This window comes from Staphylococcus sp. GDX8P114P-2, assembly GCF_017892945.1.
Taxonomy (GTDB): domain Bacteria; phylum Bacillota; class Bacilli; order Staphylococcales; family Staphylococcaceae; genus Staphylococcus; species Staphylococcus arlettae.
In genome coordinates this window covers 252535-277973 of the sequence record NZ_JAESMB010000016.1, presented here as the reverse complement: position 1 = coordinate 277973, position 25439 = coordinate 252535, and the positions used below count along the sequence as shown (strand labels likewise).

Below are 25439 nucleotides of genomic sequence, written 5' to 3'. Positions count from 1 at the left end.
TACACTTTAAAATGTATTAAAACTCTTCATATATCGCTGGATTTTGATCTTTGCGACGACCATCTTCACGCGTTAAGTTATTTATCTTAACCATTTCTTCATCATCTAATGAAAAATCAAAAATATTAATATTTTCCAATTGTCTTTGGTTAGACGTTGCTTTAGGAATTGGGACAATACCATTTTGCACGTGCCATTTTAAAATTACTTGAGGTATTGATTTATTATATTTTTCAGCTATCGTAGCAATTGTTTCATCATTAATTACGTTAGAAGCTCTACCGATAGGGCTCCATGCTTGAATTACAATACCTTTTTCTCGATGATAGTCTATAACATCTTGTTGGTTAAAGTAGGGGTGTAATTCTATTTGATTGATGGCAGGAAGGACTCCTGTTTCTTGCTCAAGCGTATCTATATGTTCAGGTAGGAAATTACATACACCAATTGATTTTAATAACCCAGCTTTTTGAGCATCGATAAGCGCCGTCCAAGCCTCTACAAATTTCCCTTGTTTTGGATTAGGCCAATGTATAAGGTATAAGTCAATATAGTCAACATTAAGTCTATAAATAGACTCTTGTATGGCTATCATTGCGCTATCATAGTCATGATAACGACCTGGCAATTTAGATGTTACGATAACTTGATCTCTAGCTACGTGACTTTGTGATATTGCCTTACCAACAGTACCTTCATTTTCATAATTATAAGCAGTATCCAGTACACGATAACCATTGTTCAAGGCATTCACAATTGCATGTACACCTTGTGTCCCATTTAATTTATATGTACCAAAGCCAACAACGGGTATAATGTGACCATCGTTTAAGTTTAACTTTTCCATAAGTTATATCCTCCTTAAGTCAATTTAGTTTCATTATATATATCCATACCATTAAAAAACACTATTTTGCATAAAATTAGCCTTAACGTGTGAGTAGAAATCACGTTAAGGCTAATTGTTATAAGTCATTATTTATTTAATACACCAATTTCTTGTAAATAAGCTTCGTATGAAATTTCTTTAGATAGACTGCCTGGTTGATTTAAATCGATCACGCGGTTTGCAATTGTATTGATAAATTCAAAGTCATATGAAGTGAAAATTATAGAACCTTTAAAGGACTCTAAACCATCATTGACAGCAGTAATACTTTCTAAGTCTAAGTGGTTAGTTGGTTCATCAAGTAATAAGACGTTAGCACTTGAAAGCATCATTTTACTTAACATACAACGTACTTTTTCTCCACCTGATAAGACACTTGCTTTTTTCTTAACTTCATCGCCACTAAAGAGCATACGTCCTAAGAAGCCACGTAAAAATGTTTCAGTTTGCTCATCTTCCGGAGCATATTGACGCAACCAATCAACAAGATTAGTGTCAACACCATCAAAATATTCTGAGTTATCTTTAGGGAAATAACTTTGAGAAGTTGTCACTCCCCATTTTACGCTACCTTCGTCAGGTTTTATTTCACCTGCTAAAATTTTCAATAAAGTCGTTTTAGCAATTTCACTATCGCCAATCAGTACAGCTTTATCATTTGGATCCATCGTAAATGAAATGTTATCTAATACTTTTTGACCATCAATTGTTTTAGATACATTTTCAACAAATAATAAGTCATTACCAATTTCACGTTCTGGAGTGAACTTAACATATGGATAACGACGTGATGATGGTTGAATATCATCTAACTCGATTTTCTCAAGTTGTTTTTTTCTACTAGTTGCTTGTTTAGATTTCGAAGCATTTGCTGAGAATCGTGCCACGAAGTCTTGTAATTCTTTAATTTTTTCTTCTTTTTTCTTGTTTTGATCTTGAGCCATTTTCATTGCTAATTGACTAGATTGATACCAAAAATCATAATTCCCAACATATAATTTGATTTTGCCATAATCTAGGTCAGCAATGTGTGTACATACATTATTTAAGAAATGTCTATCGTGTGAAACGACAATAACAGTATTTTCAAAATTAATTAAGAAATCTTCTAACCAACTTATTGCTGGAATATCCAAACCGTTTGTCGGCTCATCGAGTAATAGCACATCAGGTTGCCCAAATAAACTTTGCGCTAGTAAAACTTTAACCTTTTGGTTGTTTTCTAATTCTGACATTAATTTATCTTGTAAATCTGCTTTAATACCTAAACCTGAAAGTAATGAACCAGCGTCGGCTTCTGCGTTCCAACCGTCCATTTCAGCAAATTCACCTTCAAGCTCAGCAGCTCTAATACCATCTTCATCACTGAAATCAGGTTTCATATAGATAGCATCTTTTTCTTTCATCACTTCGTATAAACGTTCATGACCTTTAATCACTACATCAATAACTCGTTCTTCTTCATAAGCAAAGTGATCTTGTTTTAAAATAGCTAGTCGTTCATTTTTGCCCATAGACACGTTGCCCGTTTGAGCATCTAACTCACCAGATAATATTTTTAAAAATGTAGACTTCCCAGCGCCATTTGCACCGATTAACCCATAGCAATTGCCTTCTGTAAATTTAATATTTACGTCTTCGAATAATTTACGATCACCAAATCGTAAACTCACATCAGTAACTTGTAACATGCACTTACTCCTTTATCGTTATTCTAACGGACAAATTATAACATACTTATATCTTTGTTTCGAGCTTTCTAAAAAGGATTAATGCTTGTTAACGCTTGGCGTGTTATAATGGTACAGAATAAATATGTGCGAAGGAGACAAATATGGCACGAGAAGAAAAAGGAATTGTAGGAACGATTGAATTCTTAAAAGTTGTTGGTTTGCAAGGATCAACTTATATGTTACAAGGCCCAAATAACGAAACAGTTAAATTAAACCAATCAGAAGTTAATGAAGAAGACGAGTTAGCAGTAGGGGAAGAGTACAGCTTTTTTATCTATCCTAATCGTTCAGGAGAACTATTTGCAACCCAAAATATGCCAGACATCACTGTAGATAAGTACGATTTTGTAAAAGTATTAAAAACAGACCGAGATGGTGCCCATGTAGATGTTGGATTACCAAGAGAGGTCCTTATCCCATGGGAAGATTTACCTAAAGTAAAAACTTTATGGCCAGAACATGGTGATGAATTATTAGTCACTTTAAGAATAGATAGTGAAAACCAAATGTTTGCTAGATTAGCAACAGAAACAATAGTTGAATCAATGTTCACGCCTGTCCATGACGATTCAAAACAAAACGAAGTAATTGAAGCAAGACCATATCGTTTACTTAGAATTGGTAGTTTTTTACTATCAAAAGATGGTTATAAAATATTTGTTCATGAATCAGAACGTAAAGCAGAACCAAGATTCGGTGAACTAGTCAATGTACGAATTATTGGCCACAACGACAAAGGGGAGTTAAATGGATCATTTTTACCATTAGCCCATGAACGTTTAGATGAAGATGGCCAAATCGTTTTTGATTTACTTGTTGAGTATGATGGTGAATTGCCTTTTTGGGATAAATCAAGCCCAGAAGCAATTAAAGAAGTATTCAATATGAGTAAAGGTGCTTTTAAAAGAGCTATTGGTCACCTTTACAAACAAAAAATCATTAATATCGAAACTGGCAAAATTGAACTAACTAAAAAAGGATGGTCTAGATTAGAAAACTAGTTTCTTCTATTATTATAGGTGATGTTCAATAATAGAAATGAGCTTTTAAAAAATCTAGATCATAATAAATAAACACCCCTTCACAAATAAATGTGAAGGGGTGTTTATTTATATATATTATAATATCGGCTGTATTTATGCCGACTCCTGCGGGAATAGCTCTCGCCGAAGACTACAGGCTGAGGCAGTCCCCGCGGAAAGCGTGCATAAACATGCCACAAAGTCAGAAACTACATCGACAATCTCACTAAAGCACAATTAATGTACAAGTTCCATTTTATTCACTTAATACTTTCTTAATAATCAACTAAAACTTCCTCAAAATACATTTAATTATAAGTAAACAAACCCAAAATAAAATTTTCAACACAAAAACTAAATAATTATTTTGCTAATTTTAGTATCACGTAATGTTAACGTAACATTTATAACTCTTTAAACCCTTGATATGATTGACTTCCACAAGCTATGCTTTCAATTTTTAATTTTGTAAACACAATGATTCTATTCTTAACGAAACATTTACAATTAGCATATTTGAGATTAATAATTCGTCTGTATCATAAGAGTTGTAATAAATACATATAACTTGTTTTCGAGTTATTGATTCTATTTAGGAGGATGTTTCAATGAAAAGATGGCAGTTAATTGGTACTACAGTTGTTGGTGCTTCGTTTTTACTAGGAGCTTGTGGCGGTAGCGGAGGTTCTGGTGAAGGCAAAGATGTTGAAGGCGAAGTTAAGGGTGACGGTTCTTCAACAGTAGGTCCAATCATTGAAAAATTAAATGAAAAATTTGCTCAAGATTTTCCAAATATAACAGTTTCTTCTGGTACTTCTGGTACTGGTGGAGGATTTGAAAAATTCATTTCTGGAAGCACTGATTTTGCAAATGCTTCTAGACCAATCAAAGATGAAGAAAAGAAAAAATTAGAAGATAAAGGTATTAAATATGAAGAGTTCAAAGTTGCAAAAGACGGTGTAACTATTGCAGTTAACAAAGAAAATGACTTTGTTGATGAACTTGATAAAGATCAATTGAAACAAATTTATTCTGGTGAAGCTAAGTCTTGGAAAGATGTTAACCCAGAATGGCCAGATAAAGAAATTAAAGCTTTCTCTCCTGACCAATCACACGGTACTTATGATTTCTTCACAGAAGAAGTTATGGATGACGGTGATATCAAAGCAGAGAAAAATGCTGATACAAACGTAATCGTTTCTTCAGTACAAGATAATAAACAAGGTATTGGTTATTTCGGTTATAACTTCTACGAACAAAATAAAGACAAATTAAAAGCAGTTAAAATCAAAGGTGATAGCGAAGCAAAAGAACCAACTAAGAAATCTATTCAAAATGGTTCATACGCTTTAAGTAGAGACTTATATGTCTACGCAAATGAGAAAAAACTTAAAGACAATAAAGCTTTCCAAGAATTCATCGGCTTCATCTTAGACGATAAAGGTAAAGCAGCAGAAGATGCTGGATATGTTGCACTTCCTGAAAAAACTTACAAAGAACAACAAGATAACCTGAAGGACATTACAGGTGGAGATAGCAAAGAAAAAAGTAGTAAGGAAGAAGAAAAATAATTATAACATCAATTCTTTAAGATTGGGATAAGGAAAATGGCAGACGAAGTAAACACCACTTCGTTAACCATTTTCCATAACTGTTCACCTTTATAACACTTACGAAACACCGTTTTTGTAAGTAGGTGACAACAGTCCCCAATCTTTTTAAATTTTGGGAGCTTATTATATAGAAGGAAGGTATTTTTATGGCGGATAACAATTTCTCTGTTAGTGAAATGATTGCTCAAAACAACGCCAAAAAGAAAGGTACAAGCGACAAAATTGTGCCTGTCATCTTAGGAACTATTGCAGTTATTTCCATATTAACGACAGTAGGTATTTTAGTAACTTTATTAACGGAAACAATAACATTCTTTACACGCGTACCAATTACAGAATTTTTATTTACGATGGATTGGAATCCATTCTCATCCACACCTAAATATGGTATTTGGGCATTAATTCTAGGTACTTTGAAAATTACAGTTATAGCAACTATTGTAGCGGTGCCAATCGGCTTAGGTGCAGCTATTTATTTAAGTGAATATGCATCACAACGTGCACGTGCAATTATCAAACCAATTTTGGAAATCCTTTCAGGTATTCCAACTATTGTATTTGGTTTCTTTGCTTTAACATTTGTAACACCATTATTAAGAGACATTTTCCCATCATTAGGAAGCTTTAACTCTATTAGTCCTGGGATTGTAGTAGGTATCATGATCATTCCTCTTATTTCAAGTATGAGTGAAGATGCTATGTCCTCAGTTCCTAATAAAATGCGCGAAGGTGCTTTAGGCTTAGGTGCTACAAAATTCGAAGTAGCGACTAAAGTAGTATTACCAGCAGCTACATCAGGTATCATGGCGTCAATTGTTTTAGCCATTTCACGTGCAATTGGTGAAACAATGATTGTCTCACTCGCTGCAGGTAGTACACCAACTGCCTCATTAGACTTAACTGGTTCAATCCAAACGATGACTGGTTTCATTGTTCAAGTCGCAACTGGTGACGCTACTTTCGGTTCAGACATTTATTATAGTATTTATGCAGTAGGATTCACGTTATTCCTATTTACACTAGCAATGAATTTAATCTCTCAATGGATTACGAAACGCTTTAGAGAGGAGTATTAATATGACACAAGCAAATGATCAAACAATCTCTCAAGCACCATCAAATAACAACAAAGTGTTAGTAGATCAAAAATCAGTAGAAAATAAATTAAATGGACGCTTGAAAACAAATAAATTTAACAAATGGGCGTTCTTCGCCTGCACAATGGTTGGACTTGTTGTATTAGCGGTATTATTAATTGATACTATAATTAAAGGTGCTGGACATTTAACGCCATCTTTCTTTACAAGTTTCTCATCTTCAACACCATCGATGGCAGGTATTAAAGGCGCATTAATCGGTACAGTTTGGTTGATGATTACTATTATCCCAATCACGATTATATTAGGGGTAGGCACAGCAATATATTTAGAGGAATATGCTAAAGACAATGCATTTACTCAATTTATTAAAGTAAGTATTTCTAATTTAGCTGGTGTACCTTCAGTCGTATTCGGTCTATTAGGCCTGACTATTTTCGTACGTGGTATGGGAATCGAAGCACTAGCATTAAGTAACTCTATTCTAGCAGCTGCTTTGACTATGTCTTTATTGATTTTGCCAGTAATCATTGTAGCAAGCCAAGAAGCAATCCGTGCTGTTCCTAATACAGTGAGAGAAGCTTCTTACGGACTTGGAGGCAATAAATGGCAAACAATTAGAAGAGTCGTTCTGCCGGCCGCTATTCCTGGAATTTTAACTGGTTTTATTCTTGCATTATCGCGTGCATTAGGGGAAACTGCACCGTTAATCTTAATTGGTATTCCAACAGTACTTATGGCATTACCATCAAGTATTTTTGATCAATTCCAAGCATTACCAATGGCAATTTACAACTGGGCAAAACTACCTCAAGCAGAATTCCAAAACGTAGCATCTGCAGGTATTATCGTATTACTTGTTATTTTATTATTAATGAATGCAATCGCAATATTCTTGCGTAACAAATACAGCAAAAAGTTTTAGGCACAATATTCTAGCATAAAACAAACACCTCATTAAGTAACCTATATTTTAACCTTAATGAGCATCTATAAAGGAGTTTTAATTATGGTAAACAATTTAACTGCAAATAAAGATGAAAAAGTCGAATTAGAAAAACATACAGCACAAAATCAAGCACCGACTACGCCATTAGACACTAATTCAAACAACAAAATAGAGAGTTCAGATAAAAGCAAAAGTATTGTCTACTCTACGAAAAATCTTGATTTATGGTATGGCGATAACCACGCATTAAAAAATATTAACTTAGATATTTTAGAAAACAATGTAACAGCAATTATCGGTCCTTCAGGTTGTGGTAAATCAACTTATATTAAAGCATTAAATCGTATGGTTGAATTAGTACCTTCTGTAAAAACAGCTGGAAAAATCATGTACAGAGATCAAAATATTTTTGACGATAAATATTCTGTTGAAAAATTACGTACTAATGTAGGAATGGTCTTCCAGCAACCAAATCCATTCCCTAAATCAATTTATGATAATATCACTTATGGACCGAAAATTCACGGTATAAAAAATAAAAAAGTATTAGATGAAATAGTAGAAAAATCTTTACGTGGCGCGGCAATTTGGGATGAATTGAAAGATAGATTGGACACTAATGCTTATAGCTTATCTGGTGGTCAACAACAACGTGTATGTATCGCTAGAACGTTAGCTATCGAACCTGACGTTATCTTGATGGACGAACCAACATCAGCATTAGATCCAATCTCAACATTAAAAGTAGAAGAATTAGTTCAAGAATTAAAAGAAAAATATTCGATTATTATTGTAACGCATAACATGCAACAAGCAGCACGTGTATCTGATAAAACAGCGTTCTTCCTTAACGGTTATGTCAATGAATACGATGATACTGAAAAAATCTTCTCTAATCCAGCAGACAAGCAAACAGAAGATTATATTTCTGGACGCTTCGGTTAATAAACTATGGCTATTATTAGACATAATTACGAAGGCCAAATCGGCGAACTCAATAAAGATTTACGCCGGCTTGGCCTTCGAGTATATCGTAACATTGACTATGCTTTAGAATCGCTGAGTGTTAATGATCGTGATTATGCACGCCAAGTAATAGCACTAGATAAGGAAATTAATGCACTTGAATCAGAAATTAATGAAAAGGTAATTATGCTAATTACACGCCAACAACCTATAGCAACTGATTTACGACTTATGATGGCTTCATTAAAAATAGCTTCTGATTTTGAACGTATGGGTGATAATGCTGCAAGTATTGCCAAAATACGATTACGTGCACAATTTAGCGATAATTATGTATTAACACGGTTAAAAACAATGGGTAAATTAGCTCTGTTAATGCTCGTTGATTTAAATACAGCAGCAAATAACAATGACCTGACATTAATAAAAGAAATTATCGCTAGAGATCGTGATATTGACGATTTATATCGAAACATTGTCAATACGACTTATCTGATTGATAACGATCCTTTCGTTTCAGGACAAGCACATCTAGCTGCAAGACACTTGGAAAGAATAGGCGATCATATTTGTAATATTGCAGAGAATTATTATTACTTTATTACAGGTGAACGTTTCGAATCATACGATAATTAAAAGCTACCAAGCCATATGCTTGGTAGCCTTTGTTTATTTATTTTCAATAGTATTTGTTAAATCTTCTAACTCATTCACGAGCTCACCAATATAATTAATCGTCGCACGCAATGGTTGATCTGTTGTAATATCAATACCTGCAACTTGTGCTAATTCTATAGGTGATTTGCTTCCTCCAAGTTTCAATGTATTTAGCCAATCATTTACTGCACTTTGGCCTTCATTTTTTATCCGTTCTGCCATAACCGTTCCAATAGTTAGTCCCGCAGAGTAAGTATAGGAATATAATCCCATATAATAATGAGGTTGGCGCATCCATGTTAATTCAGCACCATCACTTAACTTAACACTATCTCCGAAAAATTGACTATATACATCTCTCATTATTTGATTTAATTGGGGCGCAGTTAACGATTCGCCCGCATCTACTTTTGTATAAACTTCACGTTGAAATGCAGCTTCTAACAAATGCGTTACCATATTATGATAATACGTTCTTGAAATTATTGATCCAATAACCCAACGCTTAAATTGTGGATCTTCACTGCGTTGAAATAGGTATGTTGCCATTAACATTTCATTCATTGTAGAAGGCGCTTCTACAAAATACATAGATGCCTCTGATTCTAAATAATTTTGATGGTGTTGCGCTAAGTTGAAATGACCTGCATGTCCAAGTTCATGCGCTAAAACAAATGCTTCAGCCATTTTTCCTGTCCATGAAATAAATACGTAAGAATGTGAAGCATACGGACTTGCACAATATGCACCAGTTTCTTTGCCTTTATTTTGAGCAAAGTCGATCCAACGATCTCTATATGCAGTTTCAACCATATTCAAATAATCATCACCCAAGACATTCAGTGCGCCATAGATATATGATTTAGATTCTTCAATTGAAATTTCAGGTTCATACAGAGGGTCAATCGAAATCTTCAGATCTTCAAAGCGCATTACTTCTAAATTATGTACACGCTTCAACAACTTAGCATATTTTTGCATAATAGGGGCAAGTTCGCTCATGATTACATCAATTTGTCGATCAAACATTTCACGTGTTACTTCTTGGTCTTGTAATAAATAATCTATAACAGAGTCATATCCTCTTAAATCTGCTTCTATCTTTTCTTGTTGTACTTGCATATTATATGTCGTTGCAGTAGTATGTTGATATTTTTTTAAAGCATCACTAAAAGTCGCAAAGCTTTTCTGTCTAAATTCTGGATCAGCATTATCTTCATAATCATTTTCAAATGTAGCGTAATCCATAGGATAAACAGCGTCATTATGCTTAAATGAATCAAAAGCAATATCTAACATCTTAGTATTGCCGTATAGTTCATAAGGCTTTTCAAAAATAGGGGAGAAACTCGCTAAAGCTTCCTCTACATTAGGTGCCAGTTGATATGGTTTGCGCGCTTTTAATTTAGTTAAAAAGTGTTTGTATTGAGAATGATCAATAACACGTGCTAACTCTTCATCGCTTAAAGCTAATATTGTAGATTCAACGAAGGCGAGATTACTTGCTATTTTGCCATATGTCGTACTAAATTTAGAACTTAAATTTTGTGCTGCTTCGTTTGTAGTATCAACACTTAACCTTAATTCAACATAGTTTGCCATACGATCTACTTCTATTAATATTTGTGAATATTGCTGTAACATTGATTCAATCTTATCTACAGTTATTTGAGTATCAAAATTTGCACGAAATTGTTGAGCTTGTTTAGTAGTCTCGGTTAATTGTGTATAAAAAGCTTCATCAGATATAAATAAATCAGTAATATCCCATTGTTCTTCACTAGGGACTTCATTTCTAAATGGTAAGGAAACCATCATTGATTTCACTCCTTTTCATTATGTATTCACTTTGCATTATACATTAATCACTTACTAAAGATATACTAAGGACAATTATTACGTGAGATACAACTATAGTCGCTATACATATAAAGTATTTTCAGATAAAATGTAGTTAACAAAGACTTTATGTCAATTTTATAAGTTTTGTGAGGAGCAATTAATATGAGTATATTTGATATGCCGAACTATTTGTGGATTACTTTTGTAGCAGCAATATTATTGACTGTATTTTGTAATTTAGTATTAAACAAATGGTTTTTCCCTGCAATTACCACTTTTATTGTTTTAGCAATTGCAGCATTTTTAATACCTAACTTTTACAACATTTCATATGAACCATTGTTGGGTTATGCTGCATTTTTAGCAATCTTTTGTATTATTATTACATTTTTATTATGGTATTTTACTCGAAATTGGAGACGAAAACGCAAAGAAAAAAAACTTAATAAAGAAATTAGAAAACGAGGCGGTATTCCTCGACAAGAAGTTGAAGAATATACACGCCACAAACAATAATAAAAAAGCGTTACAGGAAGATTTAATCGCCTGTAGCGCTTTTTATTTTTATTTAAATGCATTCTCAACATCATTTAATTGATCCATTGTTGCTTGCAGACCACCTTCGTTAAAAAACCAATCATTAGCCTCAAATAGGGTAATCTCATTATTTTTCACAGCTTTAACATTATTTATGACTGGGTTTTTTAATGCTTCCGGCACTCCATTCGTCTTACCATCCTTCGATCTATCTATTACAAACAACTTGTCAGGGTTTGTATGTGCTAAATACTCATACGAAATGACCGCGCCACTTGAACTAGCCTTCATATTTGTATCAGCATGTCTTATACCTAAAGTTTCATTAATAAATCCACCAAATCTTCCTGTAGAGCCATACGCCTTCATATCTTTGTCATCCACGTTTAAAAATAATACCTTATCTTTGTTAATGACTGTTTTAGTTTCTAACAGTTTCTGATCTAATTTATCGCTCATATTGTGTATAGTTTTTTCTCGTTTAAATATTTTACCAATAATCATAGCATTATCTTTTACGGATTGGATATAATTATCGAAGTGGGGGCTTACAAAAATAATTTTTGCTTGTGGTGCAGCTTTTTGCATTTCCTCTAATGTCTTAGAATGCGCTTGTCTAAAAGAGGCAAAAATAACTTCTGGCTTAGCTTTTGCTAAAGTTTCATAATTAGGGCGCCCAGGATTCCCTAAATTAGCATATTTATCGTCTTTAAACGCTTTTAAACGTTCTGGTAAAAAAGAGGCATTTTGACCTTTAGATATGGCTACTATGCGATTTTCTAAATGCAAAGATTGCATAGTATCTAATGCACCATAATCCATTACAGCCACTCTTTTAGGATTGATAGGTACTTTAACAGTTTTAGATTTCATAGTCCCACGATTATGATCCTTAGTTTGCTCTTTAAATTCATATGTATTGTCGATACTGACAGTTTTCGTCTTTTGGTGTGATGTTGATTGTTTTTTAGTATCACATGCAGTAACCATTATCATTACAACAATGATACTAAAAAGAATAATTATGTTTTTCATGTAGTATGCCTCCTATAACAGAAGTATACTGTAATTGATAATCGTTATCAATTATTTTTTAATTAATATATTACTGTAATATGTACATTATAATTATATGTTTGCAAATTACACATAGCTTTTTCTAAGTCGAGTAAGAATGAGCAAATATCATAATTGCAACAGCAATTGGCAAAATATATAACATAACCAAATAAAGTTACGATGATATATTGCTAACTCATATTAAAATAATAATAATGAATCGAAGTACTAAATAAGCTATAAATATTACTTAACTAAAAATAACAAACTACAAAAACTATGCTAATCATTATTAATAAGTGGATATTCAGCAGAAAAAGCGTTCCATATATAACTTCCTATAATATATATTATGTAAACTAAAATGTTTTCTAAAAGTTAGTCGTCAATTAACATATATAATATCAATATTTAAGATCATATATTACCATCCATTAATAATGCTCATATATAAATTACATATATCACTTCATTTGTCTTGATTGATTAATTTATCTATAGTCTAGTAAATATCACTGACTCATTTGTCATTACTTATACGTTTGTTCACTTAATTAAATAAAATTGCTCAGAAATCAAAATCTCAGCATCTTTAAATTACAATATAATTATTAATGTACTTATAGTTATAGCTGATATTCATTAAGTGCTTAAATCAGCAAGATTAACTCATAATACACACATTAACACTTGATTAATCTATAAAATCTATCTAAGTAGCAATCCTTAGTTACAGGGTTTAAATTATTTGCTAAAATACATTATGGTTTACATAACATAAATATGGTTATTTATGTTGCAGCGTAAGTTATTATATTTTTTCGCATATTTAGCATTTTCAGTTATAAATAACTGCTTAATTTGCCATTAGGAACATCACACTTACTTACCAATATCAATATTCGACTCAGATAATTTTACATAATTAAAATTTACTTACTTCTTATATTACTTATACTTTTTATACATTATATTCATTTAGTACTATAATGTAATGGTTTCTGATCTCTTAATTTATCGTCATGTTAGAAGTTGCCTGTTAAAGACAATAATTTGCTAATATCACTTTATAAGTTTACATAACATAAATATAGTTACTTATTTTGACATAAAAATCCCGCCATATTCTTAATACGGCGGTTTAAAACAGTTATTTTTTAATTTTCTTACGGATATTATTTAAAGAATTAAATAATTTATATTTTGCTTTTTTAATTGGTTTGTAGAAATCTCCAATTAACTCTTCGATTTGTACATTAAAGCCACGTTTGAATCGATATACACCATAGTCTTCACTATTTTCAGTAAAGTCTCCTGATAAGCCATAGAAATTGTAACGCTCATAACCATGTTCAAAGCAATAATTTATCATATGCCAGTGCATCATATATGGTCCCATAAAGTGGTTATATTTTTCTGAAGAACCTCCTGAAAAATAGTTTACTTCATAAGCATTGGCGAAAAATACGCCTGAAGCTAAGTTTAAAATAGTACCATCTGTTTGACGTAATTCACTCGCTTGTAGTAATTCTGATTTGTCGTGTTCAATTTGCTTATCTAATTCGCTAATTTTTTTCAAATGTTTCTCTGTCTTATTTTCATTTTGCATCATTTGATCACGACGCGCTTCTTTATCGTTGATATTGTTTTGAATCGTTTCAATACGCTCATCTAAATTGACATAAGCAAGTGGAATTAAGGCTTTATCACCATAATTATCAATAAAATTATAGAAATAGTCATCCGTTTTAGATACAAAACCAGCTCTTTCTTCCGTTTCTCTATATAAATTTAAGAAAATATCAAATTCATCTCTACCCAAGAAACGTACGCGCACATTATTATTAATGGCCTTATTAATATTTCTTTTTCGTTGACTATCAAATTGTTTTTTTAATGATGCAGGTGTTTCACCTGCTAAATTTAATACACCCATCCATCTTACTTGGCTTGATGTATCATATGATGTCGTAAAACCATGATGTTCATAACCGTAAGCTTTGAATAAATTAACGAGTGCATCATTTTGATATCTATTACTATATGGATTAACATCCTTATCATATATGTGATAAATCCAATACGGATCTAGTTTGACGTATAAACAGTTATGTTGATGTAAATATTTATCTAATTCTCTCAAATAATAATCTACTAATCCTAAATCACTGTAGTCCATTACTGGCCCACGATTTGAATAATAGACATAACTCCCCATTGTTGGTATTTTAGAGAACAGACTAGCTGCAACGACTTGATTGTTGTCATCTTTTAATCCTAATAAAACAACTTGAAATCCATCCTCTTCCCTAGTCGCTATATTTTCTTTAACTTGAAAATAATGACTTTCTAACGCTGGATTTTGTACAAAATTGTCATATTCTTTGACAGTTAACTCTGTAAATTTCATTCTAGCTTAGTTCCCTTCTATTAATGTTTACTCACTTTATCTTTGACCTTTTTCAAGGCTTTATAGACGTTATACATTGGCTTATTAATTGGTTTAATAAAGTCTCCAACATACTCTACTACATCGGCGTTAAAGCCTTTTTTAAACTTAATAACACCTGCATCTTCTGCATCTTCAGAAAAGTCACCACTAATACCATAGAAATTATAACGATTAATATTATGGTCAAGTGCATAGTTAATCATTTGCCATTGAATCGCATAACTACCTGCAAAATGTCTAAATTCATTTGCTGTTCCACCTGCATAATATACAACTTCAAATGGGTTTATAATGAAGAATGCCGCTGAAATTGGTAATTCATTACCATGTTTTGCTTTTAATGCTTCAGCTTCTGCAATTTTCTGTTCATTTGTTTGTAATTGTTTTTCTAAATTTTCTTTTTTATTGTGGGATTTTTTATTATCTGGACGTTTTTCAATATCTTTAATAGCTTTGTTGATATCTTTTGTCAGCACTTCCCCTTCGGCTTTCAACTCGTCTATATATTCCACGAAATCTATGTAAGCTAATGGTACGAGTACACGGTCTTTATAGTATTTAAAACGATTGATATAGAAACTATCATCTCGATCATGAAAGTCTTTAGATTCTGATGTATCTTCCATAAATGAGCGGAAAATTGGTAATTCTTCTTCTGTTAAGAAGCGTACCTTCACGCCATTTTTTTGAACTTTTTTCGTATTACGTTTACGTAAACTATCCATATTATTTAAGACATCTTTAGCTGTTTTATCTTGTAAATCTAAAACTGAATGGAATCTAATTTGAATAATTGGATCAAAGCCAGTTACAAACCCTTGATGTTTATAACCTAATGCTTTCATTTTATCAAAGAACCAATCATTACCAGCATTGTTTAAAATGTCACCATCGTGATTACGATACTGATAAGGTAAATATGGATCTACACGGAAATATAACGCATTATGTTTTTTTAAATACTTATTTAATTCATTAAAGAAATAGTGTACTAACTCTTTGTTGTCGAAATCTATTACTGGACCACGGTTTGAATAGAAATATTTAAAAAATTTCATTACTGGTACTGCCGTTAGCAAACATGCTGCAATAACTTCATTATTATTGTTCTTAACACCTACTAAATGTGTTTCTGTACCTTCTGCAATTTTAAGTTCATAGTTTCCTACCATTTGCGTAAAGTGACTATTCTCCATCTTATCAGCAAATGTGCCAAACTCTGTCGCCGTTAAATTCGTAAATTTCATTTTATATACTCCTAGTTCATCTATTAATCTTTTTATTCTTCAATCTTAACTATTATACAATATTCATCATTAAAACAAAATTAATACCCTTATTGTTCAGTCAATAAATCAATTTTCATGATAGTTTAAAATCATTATGCTACATATTATTATACCATTTATTATAGGTTAACAAACAAAAAGAGAACGGTATAGAAATTAAATTTTTTTAATTTCTATACTGCTCTCTTTAAATTTATTATATATCATATACCTTGTACTTTATGAATCAGTTAATCGTTATTGTGTTAATGCATCTCTTAACGTTTCACCGATGGCAATGCTAGATTGAGGGTTTTGTCCTGTAATAAACAAACCATCTTGCTCAACATGTGATACAAAATTATCTTTAGTGACAAATTTTGCGCCTTGGTTTTCTAATTCGCTTTGTGTTAAAAATGGTACTTTGTTTTCTAAGCCCATAGCACGCTCTTCTTCATCTGTAAATGCTGTTAAAGTTACATCTTTAACGATAAAGTTACCATTTTTATCTTTAGCGCCAACAAAAGCACTTGGACCATGACAAACAGATGAAATAAATTTATTTTGTTCTTTAAATTCTGCAAGTACTGTCGCTAGCTCTTGATTGTGTCCAAAGTCAAATACTGTACCGTGTCCACCTGGTAAATAAATCGCATCGTAATTATCAACGTTTACCGTTTTAATGCTAGGTACATCATTAATTTTATCCACAAAATCACTGTATTGCTCTAATTCACCGTTTTGTGTAGAATTTGCATCAATCGGTACTGCACCACCATCAATAGATACAAGGTCTACTGTAATATTAGCTTCTGCTAAAATACGATATGGCTCACTTGCTTCTTCTAGCCATAAACCTGTTTGTGAACCATCATCATATTGATTTCTACTAGTTAAAACAAATAATACCTTTTTACTCAATTTCAGTCACCTCTAAATTAGACTTGAATACATAGTTTAACTATGTATTTGTATTTTACAGTTTTTTAAAATGGATAAAAACTAATTTGCTTAAGCATCTAATACGTGACGAATTCCACTAAAATATTGACGTGATGTAGCATTATCATCTTCGTCTAAACGTCTTACAATCTCACTGCCTATCACTACACCATCAGCTGCTTCAATAATGTCAGCTACATGGTCTGTAGTACGTATGCCAAAACCTGCTACAACAGGAACTTGTGAAATTGACTTGATATAATTAATACGTTGTTTTAACTCTGGATGAAATTTACCATTTTCACCAGTAGTTGCATTCATGGTAACTGTATAAATAAAACCTTCAGCATGTTGCGCAATTTGTTCGATACGTTCTTTAGCAGTTGTCATAGCAACTAATGAAATAATTTTCACTTTACGTTCAGGATGTCTCAACTTCATTTGTTCAATGAGCTCAAACGGCAAATCAGGTATAATCAGACCATAAACACCTGCATCTTCACAAGCAGCGAAGAATGCTTCTTCACCATAATGATGAATAATATTATAATAAGTCATTAATACGTAATTACTATTAATGTCGGCTTTATGTTGTGTGAGTTGTTCTAAAATATAGTTCACACTAATACCTTCCTCAATTGCCTTTTTACCTGCATCCATAATAACAGGTCCATCAGCTACAGGGTCTGAAAATGGCACACCAATTTCAACAATGTCTGCACCTGCCTCACTCAACATTTTTAAATTTTGAATAAATGAACTATTGCCCATAATATACGGTATAAACAATTTCGACATTAAATTTCACCTCTTGCTTTCATGTAATTTCTAATCGTATCCATATCTTTATCGCCACGTCCGGACACCGTAACTACCAATACTTCATCTTTACTCATTTCAGGTGCCAATTGTTCTACATAACTTAACGCGTGGGCACTTTCGATTGCTGGAATGATACCTTCAGCTTTAGTAAATCGTACTAGCGCATTCATCGCTTCATCATCGCTAGCAGTTACATAGTTAACTCTACCGATATCTTGATAATAAGAATGTTCGGGACCGACTCCTGGATAATCCAAACCTGCTGAAATAGAATGTGCAAGTTGAATTTGGCCATGATCATCTTGAATCAAATACATTTTCGAACCATGTAGCACACCTGGCTTCCCTTGACTAATTGCTAAGGCATGTTGGTCCGTATTCTTTCCTTTACCTGCTGCTTCAACGCCGTATAGTTTAACGTCATCTTCAATAAATGGATAAAATGTACCTATAGCGTTTGATCCCCCACCGATACATGCAACTACTGCATCCGGTAAGCGCCCTACTTTGTCCGTAATTTGCGACTTAATTTCTGTCCCAATTACGCTTTGGAAATCTCTGACCATCGTTGGAAATGGATCTGGTCCTAAAGCCGAACCTAATAAGTAATGCGTATCATCAACATGACTTACCCAATATTGTAAAGCGCTGTTAACTGCATCTGACAATGTTCCTTGGCCATTACTCACAGATTCTACTTTTGCTCCTAATAATTCCATACGAAAGACATTTAGAGATTGTCGTTTAATATCTTCTTCACCCATAAAAACAACAAGTTCCATATCAAATAAGGCTGCGACTGTTGCACTTGCCACACCGTGTTGACCCGCACCAGTTTCAGCTACAAGTTTGTTTTTGCCCATTCTTTTAGCTAATAAGGCTTGTCCTAAAGCATTGTTGATTTTGTGCGCTCCAGTATGATTTAAATCTTCGCGTTTTAAATATATTTGCGCGCCACCTAATTGCTTTGTATAGCTTTCAGCAAATGTTAAAGGAGTTTCTCGCCCCACATAATCTTTTAAATAATACTGTAATTCTTCATAAAAAGAAGGATCCTTTTTTGCCTTTTGATATGCTTGTTTTAATTCAATAATAGCTGGCATTAATGTTTCAGGGACATATTGACCACCATAGTCACCGAAAAAGCCAAATTCATCCGCTTCTGTTTGTATTTTTTTATTCATGTGTCGATACTCCTTTGACCAATTTAATAATATCGTTCATTTTATCTTTATCTTTATACTGGTTAATTTCTATTCCACTCGCTATATCATAACCACTATGCGCTAAATTTAACTGTTCTATTTGTTGAATACTGTCATAGTTTATACCACCTGCAATTAAATAAGGTATATCTCTAATTTGTTGCAATATTTGCCAATTGAAATGTTGACCTGTACCTCCATATGCTTTCGAAGGCGTATCTATAATAAATAAATTGACATAAGGTTGATACGCTACTAAATTAGCATTTAATTTTTCGTTTGCAGGTAAGGCTTTAATAATATTTAGCTGTGGAAAATGTTGTTTAACTTGCGCTACAAACTCCACTGATTCATCTCCATGTAATTGAATCGTAGACAAGCCTGTTACTTGGACCAATTCTGTTATTTTATCCATTGTTGGATTCACTACAATAACTACAGTCTGTTTATCGTTTGGTACAAGTTGGATTAATGACTTAATAGTTGCTGTATCTACAAATCTTTTACTTTTGGGGTAATGAATAAAACCGATGGCATCAATGTCTAAATGCCGTGCTTGCTTTACATCTGTTGCTGTACGAAAACCACAAAATTTTAGTTTCATACTTTGACTTTATCCAGTTTTAAGCTCGGTAAAAATTCACTCAAATCATCACTTTTCATTAATGATTCCCCAATAAGTAAGCCATCAATACCTGAATTCACAATAGACTCAACATCGTCTTTAGTGTGGATACCACTTTCTGAAATATAATGATAGCCTGCTTGTCGTCCACTTAGTATTTCGTTTGTATGTTTAACATCTGTGACAAAACGTTTTAAATCTCTATTGTTAACACCTATTATTTCGGGATCTAACTGATATGCTCTGGCTAGTTCTTCTTTGTCATGAACTTCGACTAGCACTTCTAAATTTTGTTTAGTTGCATACGTGTATAATTCTTTAAGTTGTTGATCTGTTAAGACATTAACAATTAATAAAATGATAGAAGCTCCAGCTTTTTTGGCCACATCAATTTGAATTGGATCAATTACGAAGTCTTTGCATAACACAGGTAAGTTGGTTTCTACTGTTAGTGATTGTAAACGTTCGTAACTCCCACCAAAATACTGTTCATCTGTTAATATAGATACCGCATTGGCTCCATAAGCTTCATAATCTTTAACTTGTTGTACTAAATCCTTACCTGGTAATTCTGGTAATGACGGACTTTTAGATTTAATTTCTGCAATTACTGCAAGTTGCTCTTTTGTTGTTAAGCTCTCTTTAAATGGCTGTTTATGGGAAATATCTACCACTGGTAGTGTTTCTAATTTCTTTTGATAATACCCTTCAGCTAATAATTCTTTTTTATACTCTACAATTTCATCTAGAATAGTCATATAAGTAACCTCCTGTTTGTTTATATTGTTCTAACGCCGCACCTGTAGCAATTAAGTTGCGTGCTGTTTCAACACCTTCTTTTATTGAAGAAACCTTTTCTGCTACATATAGTGCAATGCCTGCGTTTAATAACACGACATCTTTTTTCGCCGATTGATCTTTATTCGTTAATATATTTAGTGTTATTTCTAAATTGTCTTGTGCTGTTCCACCTACAAGCTCTGTATTCTTTGCAGGTGTTAAACCCACATCTTCTGCGTTGATAGTGTAATTGTAAATTTTTCCATCTCTAATTTCATATAATAAATTATCTCCGGATAATGTTGCTTCATCCATACCATTTGCACCATGCAGTACAATCGCACGTTTTCGTCCTAAGTCGGCTAAAGTATGTGCAATTTTATCTAGTTGTTCGGGTTCATATACACCCATCACTTGGTAGTCAAGTTTAAAGGGGTTAATGAGTGGACCTGTTATATTGAAAATAGTTGGTACATCTAACATTTTTCTTACCGGTTGAATGTGTTTCATTATTGGATATGTTTCGGTAGCACTTAAAAACACTAACCCTGTATCTTTTAAATATTGTGGCGTTTCCTCTATGCTGCTAGTAGCAACTTGCATAGCTTGTAGTAAATCTGTACTACCAGAAGCAGAAGTCACACTTTTATTACCATGTTTAATGACAGGTACACCTGCACTAGCTACGACAAACGAAACTGTTGTTGAAATATTAAAGCTATTTGACTTATCTCCTCCTGTGCCACAGACACACATACTTCCAGGGTATACAGGTTGTTCTGTGTACATGGATTGAATTAAGCTACGTGAAATAAATGTTAACTCTTGTTGTGTTAATGGTTTAGCAGTAAAATTTTGCAATAATGCTACTTTATCCTCTAAGTCATAATCTGTAGCGATTAATAAGTCGATAAATTCAGTCATTTCATTTTGATTGAGTGGTTGTTGTTGCTGTAATTGTTTGAGTAATGTCATTTTGTGTGCCCTCCTTAGTAATATTGATAAAATTATTAATAATTTGTTCTCCAAATTCTGATGCAAATGATTCTGGATGGAATTGAATTCCGTAATGTGGTCTAGTTTCATGTTCAAATGACTGAATACAATCTGTCGTTTCGCCCGTGATATTTAATACTGATGGAAACTGATTAGGGTCACTGACTAATGAATGATACCTCATTATTTCTGAATTTTCTGATACTTCTTTGTACAACTGTGTTGCTTTAACGATACGCATTGTATCGACTTTACCATGTTTAACAGTTTCTCCTTGTATTACTTTGCCACCGTAGTAACAAGTTAATGCTTGAGAACCTAAACAGACACCTAAGATTGGTTTAGTTTGGTAATGATCGATGATATTCATTAAGTATTGAGTATCTAAAGGATGTCCTGGTCCTGGCGAAATCACTACGCCATCAACATCTAGTTGTAAAATTTCGGGATCATCCGGGTACTTTACTACTACATCTTGTGTTTTTGCAATAATATCAACGAGATTATACGTAAATGAATCATAATTATCGACAATTAATATCATGGTGACACCTCCAATAAACTTTTCGCTTTCAATTGTGTTTCAGCAAATTCTTTTTCAGGAATAGAATCATATACGACCCCACACCCTGCTTCGACATTAATATGCGTGTCATCTACCATCATCGTGCGGATAGCTAAAGCAAAATCTAAATCGTGATTACAATTAATATAACCAATGCCCCCACTGTAGACGCCTCGTTTTTTAGGTCGTTGTTCATATATGCGCTGAATAGCTCTTAGTTTAGGTGCTCCTGAAACAGTTCCAGTAGGTAATAAGCTTGCCACAACTGTCATCGGTGAATAATTATCTTTTAAAGTTCCAGTGACTTCACTGACGATATGCATTACATGTTCATAGCGTTCAATTAGCATTAATTTTTTAATTTTGGAAGAACCCGCTATACTCACTCTATGAATATCATTACGTCCTAGATCAACCAACATACGATGCTCACTTAATTCTTTTTCGTCTGTTTTTAATTGCTGTTCGTTATGATAATCTTCTTCTTCAGTTTTACCTCGTTTAATTGTGCCAGCTATTGGATTAGTTACAACTTGTTGTGCTTGCACTTTAACAAAACTTTCTGGCGAACTCCCTACAATAATAGGTTTATCCATATCGATGTAATACATATAAGGACTTGGATTTTGTCGTTTTAAGTTTTGATATAATTGATATGCAAATGTTTTTACATTTTCTTTAAAGTAATGAGGATAACTATAAATAATAGATGGTACAACTTGAAACATATCACCTTGCTGTATTAATGACTTCATGTAAGACACAGTATCCATAAATTGTTGTTTCGTTACATTTGAAGTAATTACTTTTTCTTGTTGTTCATATGGTAATGGTTCAGAAAAAATTTCTACCTTAGTTAACTCTTCTAAACGTCGGTTAATGTTGTCTTCTAATGCTTGTTCACTTCGCTGTGAAAATAAATCAGTTGCAACTATATACAAATACTCATTGTAATGGTCAAAAATATACGCATCTTCGACCATATAAAATTTAGCATCATGTTGTTGATGATCATCTAGGGCTATATTTTGTAATACTGGAAATTCGTGTCGTACTAGGTCAAAACTACATGAGCCGACAAAACCAGAAATAAATGGTAATGCTGATAATTCTTCTTCTTCAATAAGTGCTTTATAGTGATCAATATATGATTTCATCTGCTCATATGGTTCAGTTGTTTCTGTCTTTGTTCCTTCTGGAGTCGTAATTTGTAACTGTTTATCATCTAGTATAAGTTCCCCATACGTATCAAAGATAACGATAGAGTAACGACCTTTAAGTTGTGATTGGTCTGCACTTTCTAAAATTATTTTGTTATTTCTTAATCTGGCAAATGCTTCTGGTGTTACTTCAGCATTTATTTTTTTATATTTAACTTTCATTTACTTTCCCTCCTAACAAAAAAATCAGCATCCTTATATTGCTATAAGGACGCTGACGCGCGGTACCACCTAATTTAGCCGTATTCAAACTACAGCTCACTTCATTTTTATTTAATTGACCTTCAACAAAACCCAATTTCGTTACATGGTGGTGTTAGTTTCCATCAACCACTAACTTTCTGTTACTACCTAGCCATGTACTACTTCATTTTGTTTGCTATTTTACATATAAAAAGCACCACAATAACGCAAATCTGTAAGGACGCGTTACCGTGGTGCCACCTTAGTTAACATATTTATGTTCACTTTACTGCTATAGTATTGTATTTAAAAGCCCATTTCACCACATCAGTTGTGCTAATTTACATCACCCATTAGCTTTCTGCTTACTACAAATCTCATGTGTTACTTATATCCTTTAAATTTTATAATTGCTTTCAACAAGTAATTACTTAGCATGTTACAACTTTCATTTCTATTTGTCAAACATCTTTTTACTTTTAATTCGAATAATTATAGTTAATGAAAAAATTTTACTTAGTCATCTTCTCCTCTTATCCTGTATTCGTTGCTAATCGTTATATTACTTTAATTGCTTATTTAATTCGTATATGACAATAGTATCATTTATTATTTTTCAGACTATCAAGACCCATCGATTTATAAACCACTAATTTATGCTCATATGTCCTTTTTTAAAGCCAGTTTGATGTTAGATATAGCTTGCTACATATTGCATATCTTATTCTGCTACTATACACTGTTATTATTCTGAAAATTTCGATCGAGGTGTCCACTACTATGAAACAAATATTATTCGTTGGTTTAGGTCTGATTGGTGGGAGTTTAGCTAGCAATTTGCGTTATTACCATAATGATATTGAAATTACTGCATATGATGCAGATCAATCACAATTAGACAAAGCTTTATCCATTGGTATTATTGATTATCAATCAACTAATTACGAACAAAGCATTAAACAAGCTGATATTATAATTTATGCTACACCGGTACAACAAACAATTAAATATTTACGTGATTTACCTAAACTCCAACCTAAAGATGGTGTCATTGTTACAGATACTGGTAGCACCAAGTCGACTATTCAGCAATTTGAAACATTTTTATTAGAACATCATATCCATTTAATTGGTGGTCACCCAATGGCAGGTAGCCATAAATCTGGTGTATTAAATGCGAAAAAACATTTATTTGAAAATGCTTTTTACATTTTAGTACATGATGAAGCACAAAATCAGCAAGCTTATAACACGATACAAAATTTATTGGCAACAACCGACGCTAAATTTATTTCTACTACTGCTGAAGAACATGATTTCGTTACTGGTTTAGTTAGCCACGTACCACATATTATCGCCTCAGCTTTGGTACATTTAAATTCCAATCATGTGGCTGAATCTGACCTTGTTAAAGATTTGGCTGCTGGAGGGTTTAGAGACATTACGCGTATTGCTAGCAGTAACCCTTTCATGTGGCGAGATATCACATTAGAAAACAAAAATACTATTCTACGCATCATGCGAGAGTGGCATACACAAATGGGTCACATCATTGAACTCATTGAACACCAAAAACCTGATGCCTTATTCGACTTTTTCAATGATGCTAAAATTTATCGTGATCAACTACCAGTTAAGTCACAAGGCGCATTGTCTATAGAGCATGATCTTTATGTCGATATTCCAGATAAACCGGGGATGATTAGCCAAGTAACAAATACCCTGAGTTTACATAATATTTCTATAAGCAACATAAGAATTCTAGAAGTCCGTGAAGATATTTACGGAGCATTACGCATTAGTTTTAAAAACCCAGAAGATCGCAAAAGAGGTGCAGAGGCGCTAAGCGACTTCGATACTTATATACCATAATAAAACGGCTGGGACATAATAGCTTCGTCCCAGCCTAATTTTATATTATTAGAGCAGCTGCCTGAACTGCAATTGCGCTTTAAATCAAGCTTTTCCAGTACTAATCACCCTTCTCAAGTAATTACAACTGTAACTATGAAGTCAC

The 25439-nt window shown here is 33.0% G+C and carries 22 protein-coding genes; 8 read left to right on the top strand and 14 right to left on the bottom strand.

Translation table 11 applies throughout. The annotated features are described in order from the left end of the window. Positions 1 to 16 precede the first annotated feature (16 nt). On the bottom strand, positions 17 to 847 hold the full coding sequence (locus KA845_RS09885) for an aldo/keto reductase (protein WP_021458809.1): 831 nt from the start codon (positions 845 to 847) through the stop codon (positions 17 to 19). A gap of 128 nt (positions 848 to 975) precedes the next feature. Next, entirely contained in the window at positions 976 to 2580 is a 1605-nt protein-coding gene (locus tag KA845_RS09880; RefSeq protein ID WP_151508038.1) for an ABC-F family ATP-binding cassette domain-containing protein, read from the bottom strand. A 143-nt stretch (positions 2581 to 2723) separates the two neighbouring features. On the opposite strand from KA845_RS09880, the gene cvfB reads away from it, so the two are divergent. The 6 genes from cvfB (at position 2724) to phoU (ending at position 8905) form a co-directional block, all read left to right on the top strand. Continuing rightward, on the top strand, positions 2724 to 3623 hold the full coding sequence (cvfB, locus tag KA845_RS09875) for an RNA-binding virulence regulatory protein CvfB (protein WP_021458810.1): 900 nt from the start codon (positions 2724 to 2726) through the stop codon (positions 3621 to 3623). A gap of 629 nt (positions 3624 to 4252) precedes the next feature. Further along, positions 4253 to 5215 carry a PstS family phosphate ABC transporter substrate-binding protein gene (locus KA845_RS09870; RefSeq protein WP_103387909.1) on the top strand — a complete coding sequence of 321 codons (963 nt, stop codon included), beginning with the start codon at positions 4253 to 4255 and terminating at the stop codon, positions 5213 to 5215. 188 nt (positions 5216 to 5403) lie between these two features. Then, positions 5404 to 6333 carry a phosphate ABC transporter permease subunit PstC gene (pstC, locus tag KA845_RS09865; RefSeq protein ID WP_002511111.1) on the top strand — a complete coding sequence of 310 codons (930 nt, stop codon included), beginning with the start codon at positions 5404 to 5406 and terminating at the stop codon, positions 6331 to 6333. 1 nt (position 6334) lies between these two features. After that, complete coding sequence (gene pstA / locus KA845_RS09860; protein ID WP_103387910.1) at positions 6335 to 7279, top strand: phosphate ABC transporter permease PstA; 945 nt, start codon at positions 6335 to 6337, stop codon at positions 7277 to 7279. Positions 7280 to 7363: 84 nt separating this feature from the next. Next, positions 7364 to 8248: a phosphate ABC transporter ATP-binding protein PstB gene (gene pstB / locus KA845_RS09855; RefSeq protein ID WP_107373465.1), complete on the top strand. Its 885-nt coding sequence runs from the start codon at positions 7364 to 7366 to the stop codon at positions 8246 to 8248. A 6-nt stretch (positions 8249 to 8254) separates the two neighbouring features. After that, the gene (phoU, locus tag KA845_RS09850; RefSeq protein WP_002511110.1) at positions 8255 to 8905 is read left to right on the top strand and encodes a phosphate signaling complex protein PhoU; all 651 of its coding nucleotides are present in this window, start codon (positions 8255 to 8257) and stop codon (positions 8903 to 8905) included. A gap of 33 nt (positions 8906 to 8938) precedes the next feature. On the opposite strand, the gene pepF is transcribed toward phoU, so the two are convergent. Next, positions 8939 to 10744, bottom strand: a complete 1806-nt coding sequence (pepF, locus tag KA845_RS09845) for an oligoendopeptidase F (RefSeq protein WP_107387330.1) — start codon at positions 10742 to 10744, stop codon at positions 8939 to 8941. 186 nt (positions 10745 to 10930) lie between these two features. Here pepF and KA845_RS09840 point away from each other — a divergent pair, with 186 nt between their 5' ends. Next, positions 10931 to 11284: a hypothetical protein gene (locus KA845_RS09840; protein WP_002511108.1), complete on the top strand. Its 354-nt coding sequence runs from the start codon at positions 10931 to 10933 to the stop codon at positions 11282 to 11284. A 48-nt stretch (positions 11285 to 11332) separates the two neighbouring features. Here the strand turns inward: KA845_RS09840 and KA845_RS09835 are convergent, their stop codons facing one another. From KA845_RS09835 to KA845_RS09785, 11 genes are all read right to left on the bottom strand, one after another. Next, positions 11333 to 12340 carry a siderophore ABC transporter substrate-binding protein gene (locus KA845_RS09835; protein WP_210128017.1) on the bottom strand — a complete coding sequence of 336 codons (1008 nt, stop codon included), beginning with the start codon at positions 12338 to 12340 and terminating at the stop codon, positions 11333 to 11335. A 1174-nt stretch (positions 12341 to 13514) separates the two neighbouring features. Next, entirely contained in the window at positions 13515 to 14774 is a 1260-nt protein-coding gene (locus KA845_RS09830; protein ID WP_002511106.1) for an aminoacyltransferase, read from the bottom strand. Between the two features lie 20 nt (positions 14775 to 14794). Beyond that, positions 14795 to 16063: an aminoacyltransferase gene (locus KA845_RS09825; RefSeq protein WP_002511105.1), complete on the bottom strand. Its 1269-nt coding sequence runs from the start codon at positions 16061 to 16063 to the stop codon at positions 14795 to 14797. Positions 16064 to 16342: 279 nt separating this feature from the next. Beyond that, positions 16343 to 17005, bottom strand: coding sequence for a type 1 glutamine amidotransferase domain-containing protein (locus KA845_RS09820; RefSeq protein WP_021458815.1), 663 nt, complete (start codon positions 17003 to 17005; stop codon positions 16343 to 16345). Between the two features lie 90 nt (positions 17006 to 17095). Next, positions 17096 to 17824 carry a tryptophan synthase subunit alpha gene (trpA, locus tag KA845_RS09815; protein ID WP_002511103.1) on the bottom strand — a complete coding sequence of 243 codons (729 nt, stop codon included), beginning with the start codon at positions 17822 to 17824 and terminating at the stop codon, positions 17096 to 17098. Further along, positions 17824 to 19032: a tryptophan synthase subunit beta gene (gene trpB, locus KA845_RS09810; protein WP_021458816.1), complete on the bottom strand. Its 1209-nt coding sequence runs from the start codon at positions 19030 to 19032 to the stop codon at positions 17824 to 17826. Before trpB ends, trpA begins: the two co-directional genes overlap by 1 nt. Further along, complete coding sequence (locus KA845_RS09805) at positions 19025 to 19657, bottom strand: phosphoribosylanthranilate isomerase (protein WP_002511101.1); 633 nt, start codon at positions 19655 to 19657, stop codon at positions 19025 to 19027. Before KA845_RS09805 ends, trpB begins: the two co-directional genes overlap by 8 nt. Beyond that, positions 19654 to 20436 carry an indole-3-glycerol phosphate synthase TrpC gene (trpC, locus tag KA845_RS09800; protein ID WP_002511100.1) on the bottom strand — a complete coding sequence of 261 codons (783 nt, stop codon included), beginning with the start codon at positions 20434 to 20436 and terminating at the stop codon, positions 19654 to 19656. Before trpC ends, KA845_RS09805 begins: the two co-directional genes overlap by 4 nt. Further along, a complete protein-coding gene (gene trpD, locus KA845_RS09795; RefSeq protein ID WP_002511099.1) occupies positions 20420 to 21433 on the bottom strand; it encodes an anthranilate phosphoribosyltransferase in 1014 nt (337 codons plus the stop codon). Before trpD ends, trpC begins: the two co-directional genes overlap by 17 nt. Then, positions 21384 to 21998 (bottom strand): anthranilate synthase component II, encoded by a 615-nt coding sequence (locus tag KA845_RS09790; protein WP_021458817.1) that lies wholly within the window; start codon positions 21996 to 21998, stop codon positions 21384 to 21386. Before KA845_RS09790 ends, trpD begins: the two co-directional genes overlap by 50 nt. After that, positions 21995 to 23401: an anthranilate synthase component I gene (locus tag KA845_RS09785; protein WP_002511097.1), complete on the bottom strand. Its 1407-nt coding sequence runs from the start codon at positions 23399 to 23401 to the stop codon at positions 21995 to 21997. The genes KA845_RS09790 and KA845_RS09785 overlap by 4 nt, the downstream gene beginning before the upstream one ends. An 801-nt stretch (positions 23402 to 24202) precedes the next feature. Here KA845_RS09785 and KA845_RS09780 point away from each other — a divergent pair. Beyond that, complete coding sequence (locus KA845_RS09780) at positions 24203 to 25294, top strand: prephenate dehydrogenase (protein WP_107373458.1); 1092 nt, start codon at positions 24203 to 24205, stop codon at positions 25292 to 25294. The last annotated feature ends 145 nt before the right edge of the window (positions 25295 to 25439 follow it).

Coding starts and splice junctions, on each gene's coding strand:
- cvfB (WP_021458810.1), top strand. CDS start 2,724: ATGGCACGAGAAGAAAAAGGAATTGTAGGAACGATTGAATTCTTAAAA.
- KA845_RS09880 (WP_151508038.1), bottom strand. CDS start 2,580: ATGTTACAAGTTACTGATGTGAGTTTACGATTTGGTGATCGTAAATTA.
- KA845_RS09790 (WP_021458817.1), bottom strand. CDS start 21,998: ATGATATTAATTGTCGATAATTATGATTCATTTACGTATAATCTCGTT.
- trpB (WP_021458816.1), bottom strand. CDS start 19,032: ATGAATAAAAAAATACAAACAGAAGCGGATGAATTTGGCTTTTTCGGT.
- KA845_RS09885 (WP_021458809.1), bottom strand. CDS start 847: ATGGAAAAGTTAAACTTAAACGATGGTCACATTATACCCGTTGTTGGC.
- KA845_RS09835 (WP_210128017.1), bottom strand. CDS start 12,340: ATGAAAAACATAATTATTCTTTTTAGTATCATTGTTGTAATGATAATG.
- KA845_RS09825 (WP_002511105.1), bottom strand. CDS start 16,063: ATGAAATTTACGAATTTAACGGCGACAGAGTTTGGCACATTTGCTGAT.
- pepF (WP_107387330.1), bottom strand. CDS start 10,744: ATGATGGTTTCCTTACCATTTAGAAATGAAGTCCCTAGTGAAGAACAA.
- trpD (WP_002511099.1), bottom strand. CDS start 21,433: ATGACATTACTCAAACAATTACAGCAACAACAACCACTCAATCAAAAT.
- pstB (WP_107373465.1), top strand. CDS start 7,364: ATGGTAAACAATTTAACTGCAAATAAAGATGAAAAAGTCGAATTAGAA.
- KA845_RS09780 (WP_107373458.1), top strand. CDS start 24,203: ATGAAACAAATATTATTCGTTGGTTTAGGTCTGATTGGTGGGAGTTTA.
- pstA (WP_103387910.1), top strand. CDS start 6,335: ATGACACAAGCAAATGATCAAACAATCTCTCAAGCACCATCAAATAAC.
- trpC (WP_002511100.1), bottom strand. CDS start 20,436: ATGACTATTCTAGATGAAATTGTAGAGTATAAAAAAGAATTATTAGCT.
- phoU (WP_002511110.1), top strand. CDS start 8,255: ATGGCTATTATTAGACATAATTACGAAGGCCAAATCGGCGAACTCAAT.
- pstC (WP_002511111.1), top strand. CDS start 5,404: ATGGCGGATAACAATTTCTCTGTTAGTGAAATGATTGCTCAAAACAAC.
- KA845_RS09870 (WP_103387909.1), top strand. CDS start 4,253: ATGAAAAGATGGCAGTTAATTGGTACTACAGTTGTTGGTGCTTCGTTT.
- KA845_RS09840 (WP_002511108.1), top strand. CDS start 10,931: ATGAGTATATTTGATATGCCGAACTATTTGTGGATTACTTTTGTAGCA.
- KA845_RS09785 (WP_002511097.1), bottom strand. CDS start 23,401: ATGAAAGTTAAATATAAAAAAATAAATGCTGAAGTAACACCAGAAGCA.
- trpA (WP_002511103.1), bottom strand. CDS start 17,824: ATGTCGAAATTGTTTATACCGTATATTATGGGCAATAGTTCATTTATT.
- KA845_RS09830 (WP_002511106.1), bottom strand. CDS start 14,774: ATGAAATTTACAGAGTTAACTGTCAAAGAATATGACAATTTTGTACAA.
- KA845_RS09805 (WP_002511101.1), bottom strand. CDS start 19,657: ATGAAACTAAAATTTTGTGGTTTTCGTACAGCAACAGATGTAAAGCAA.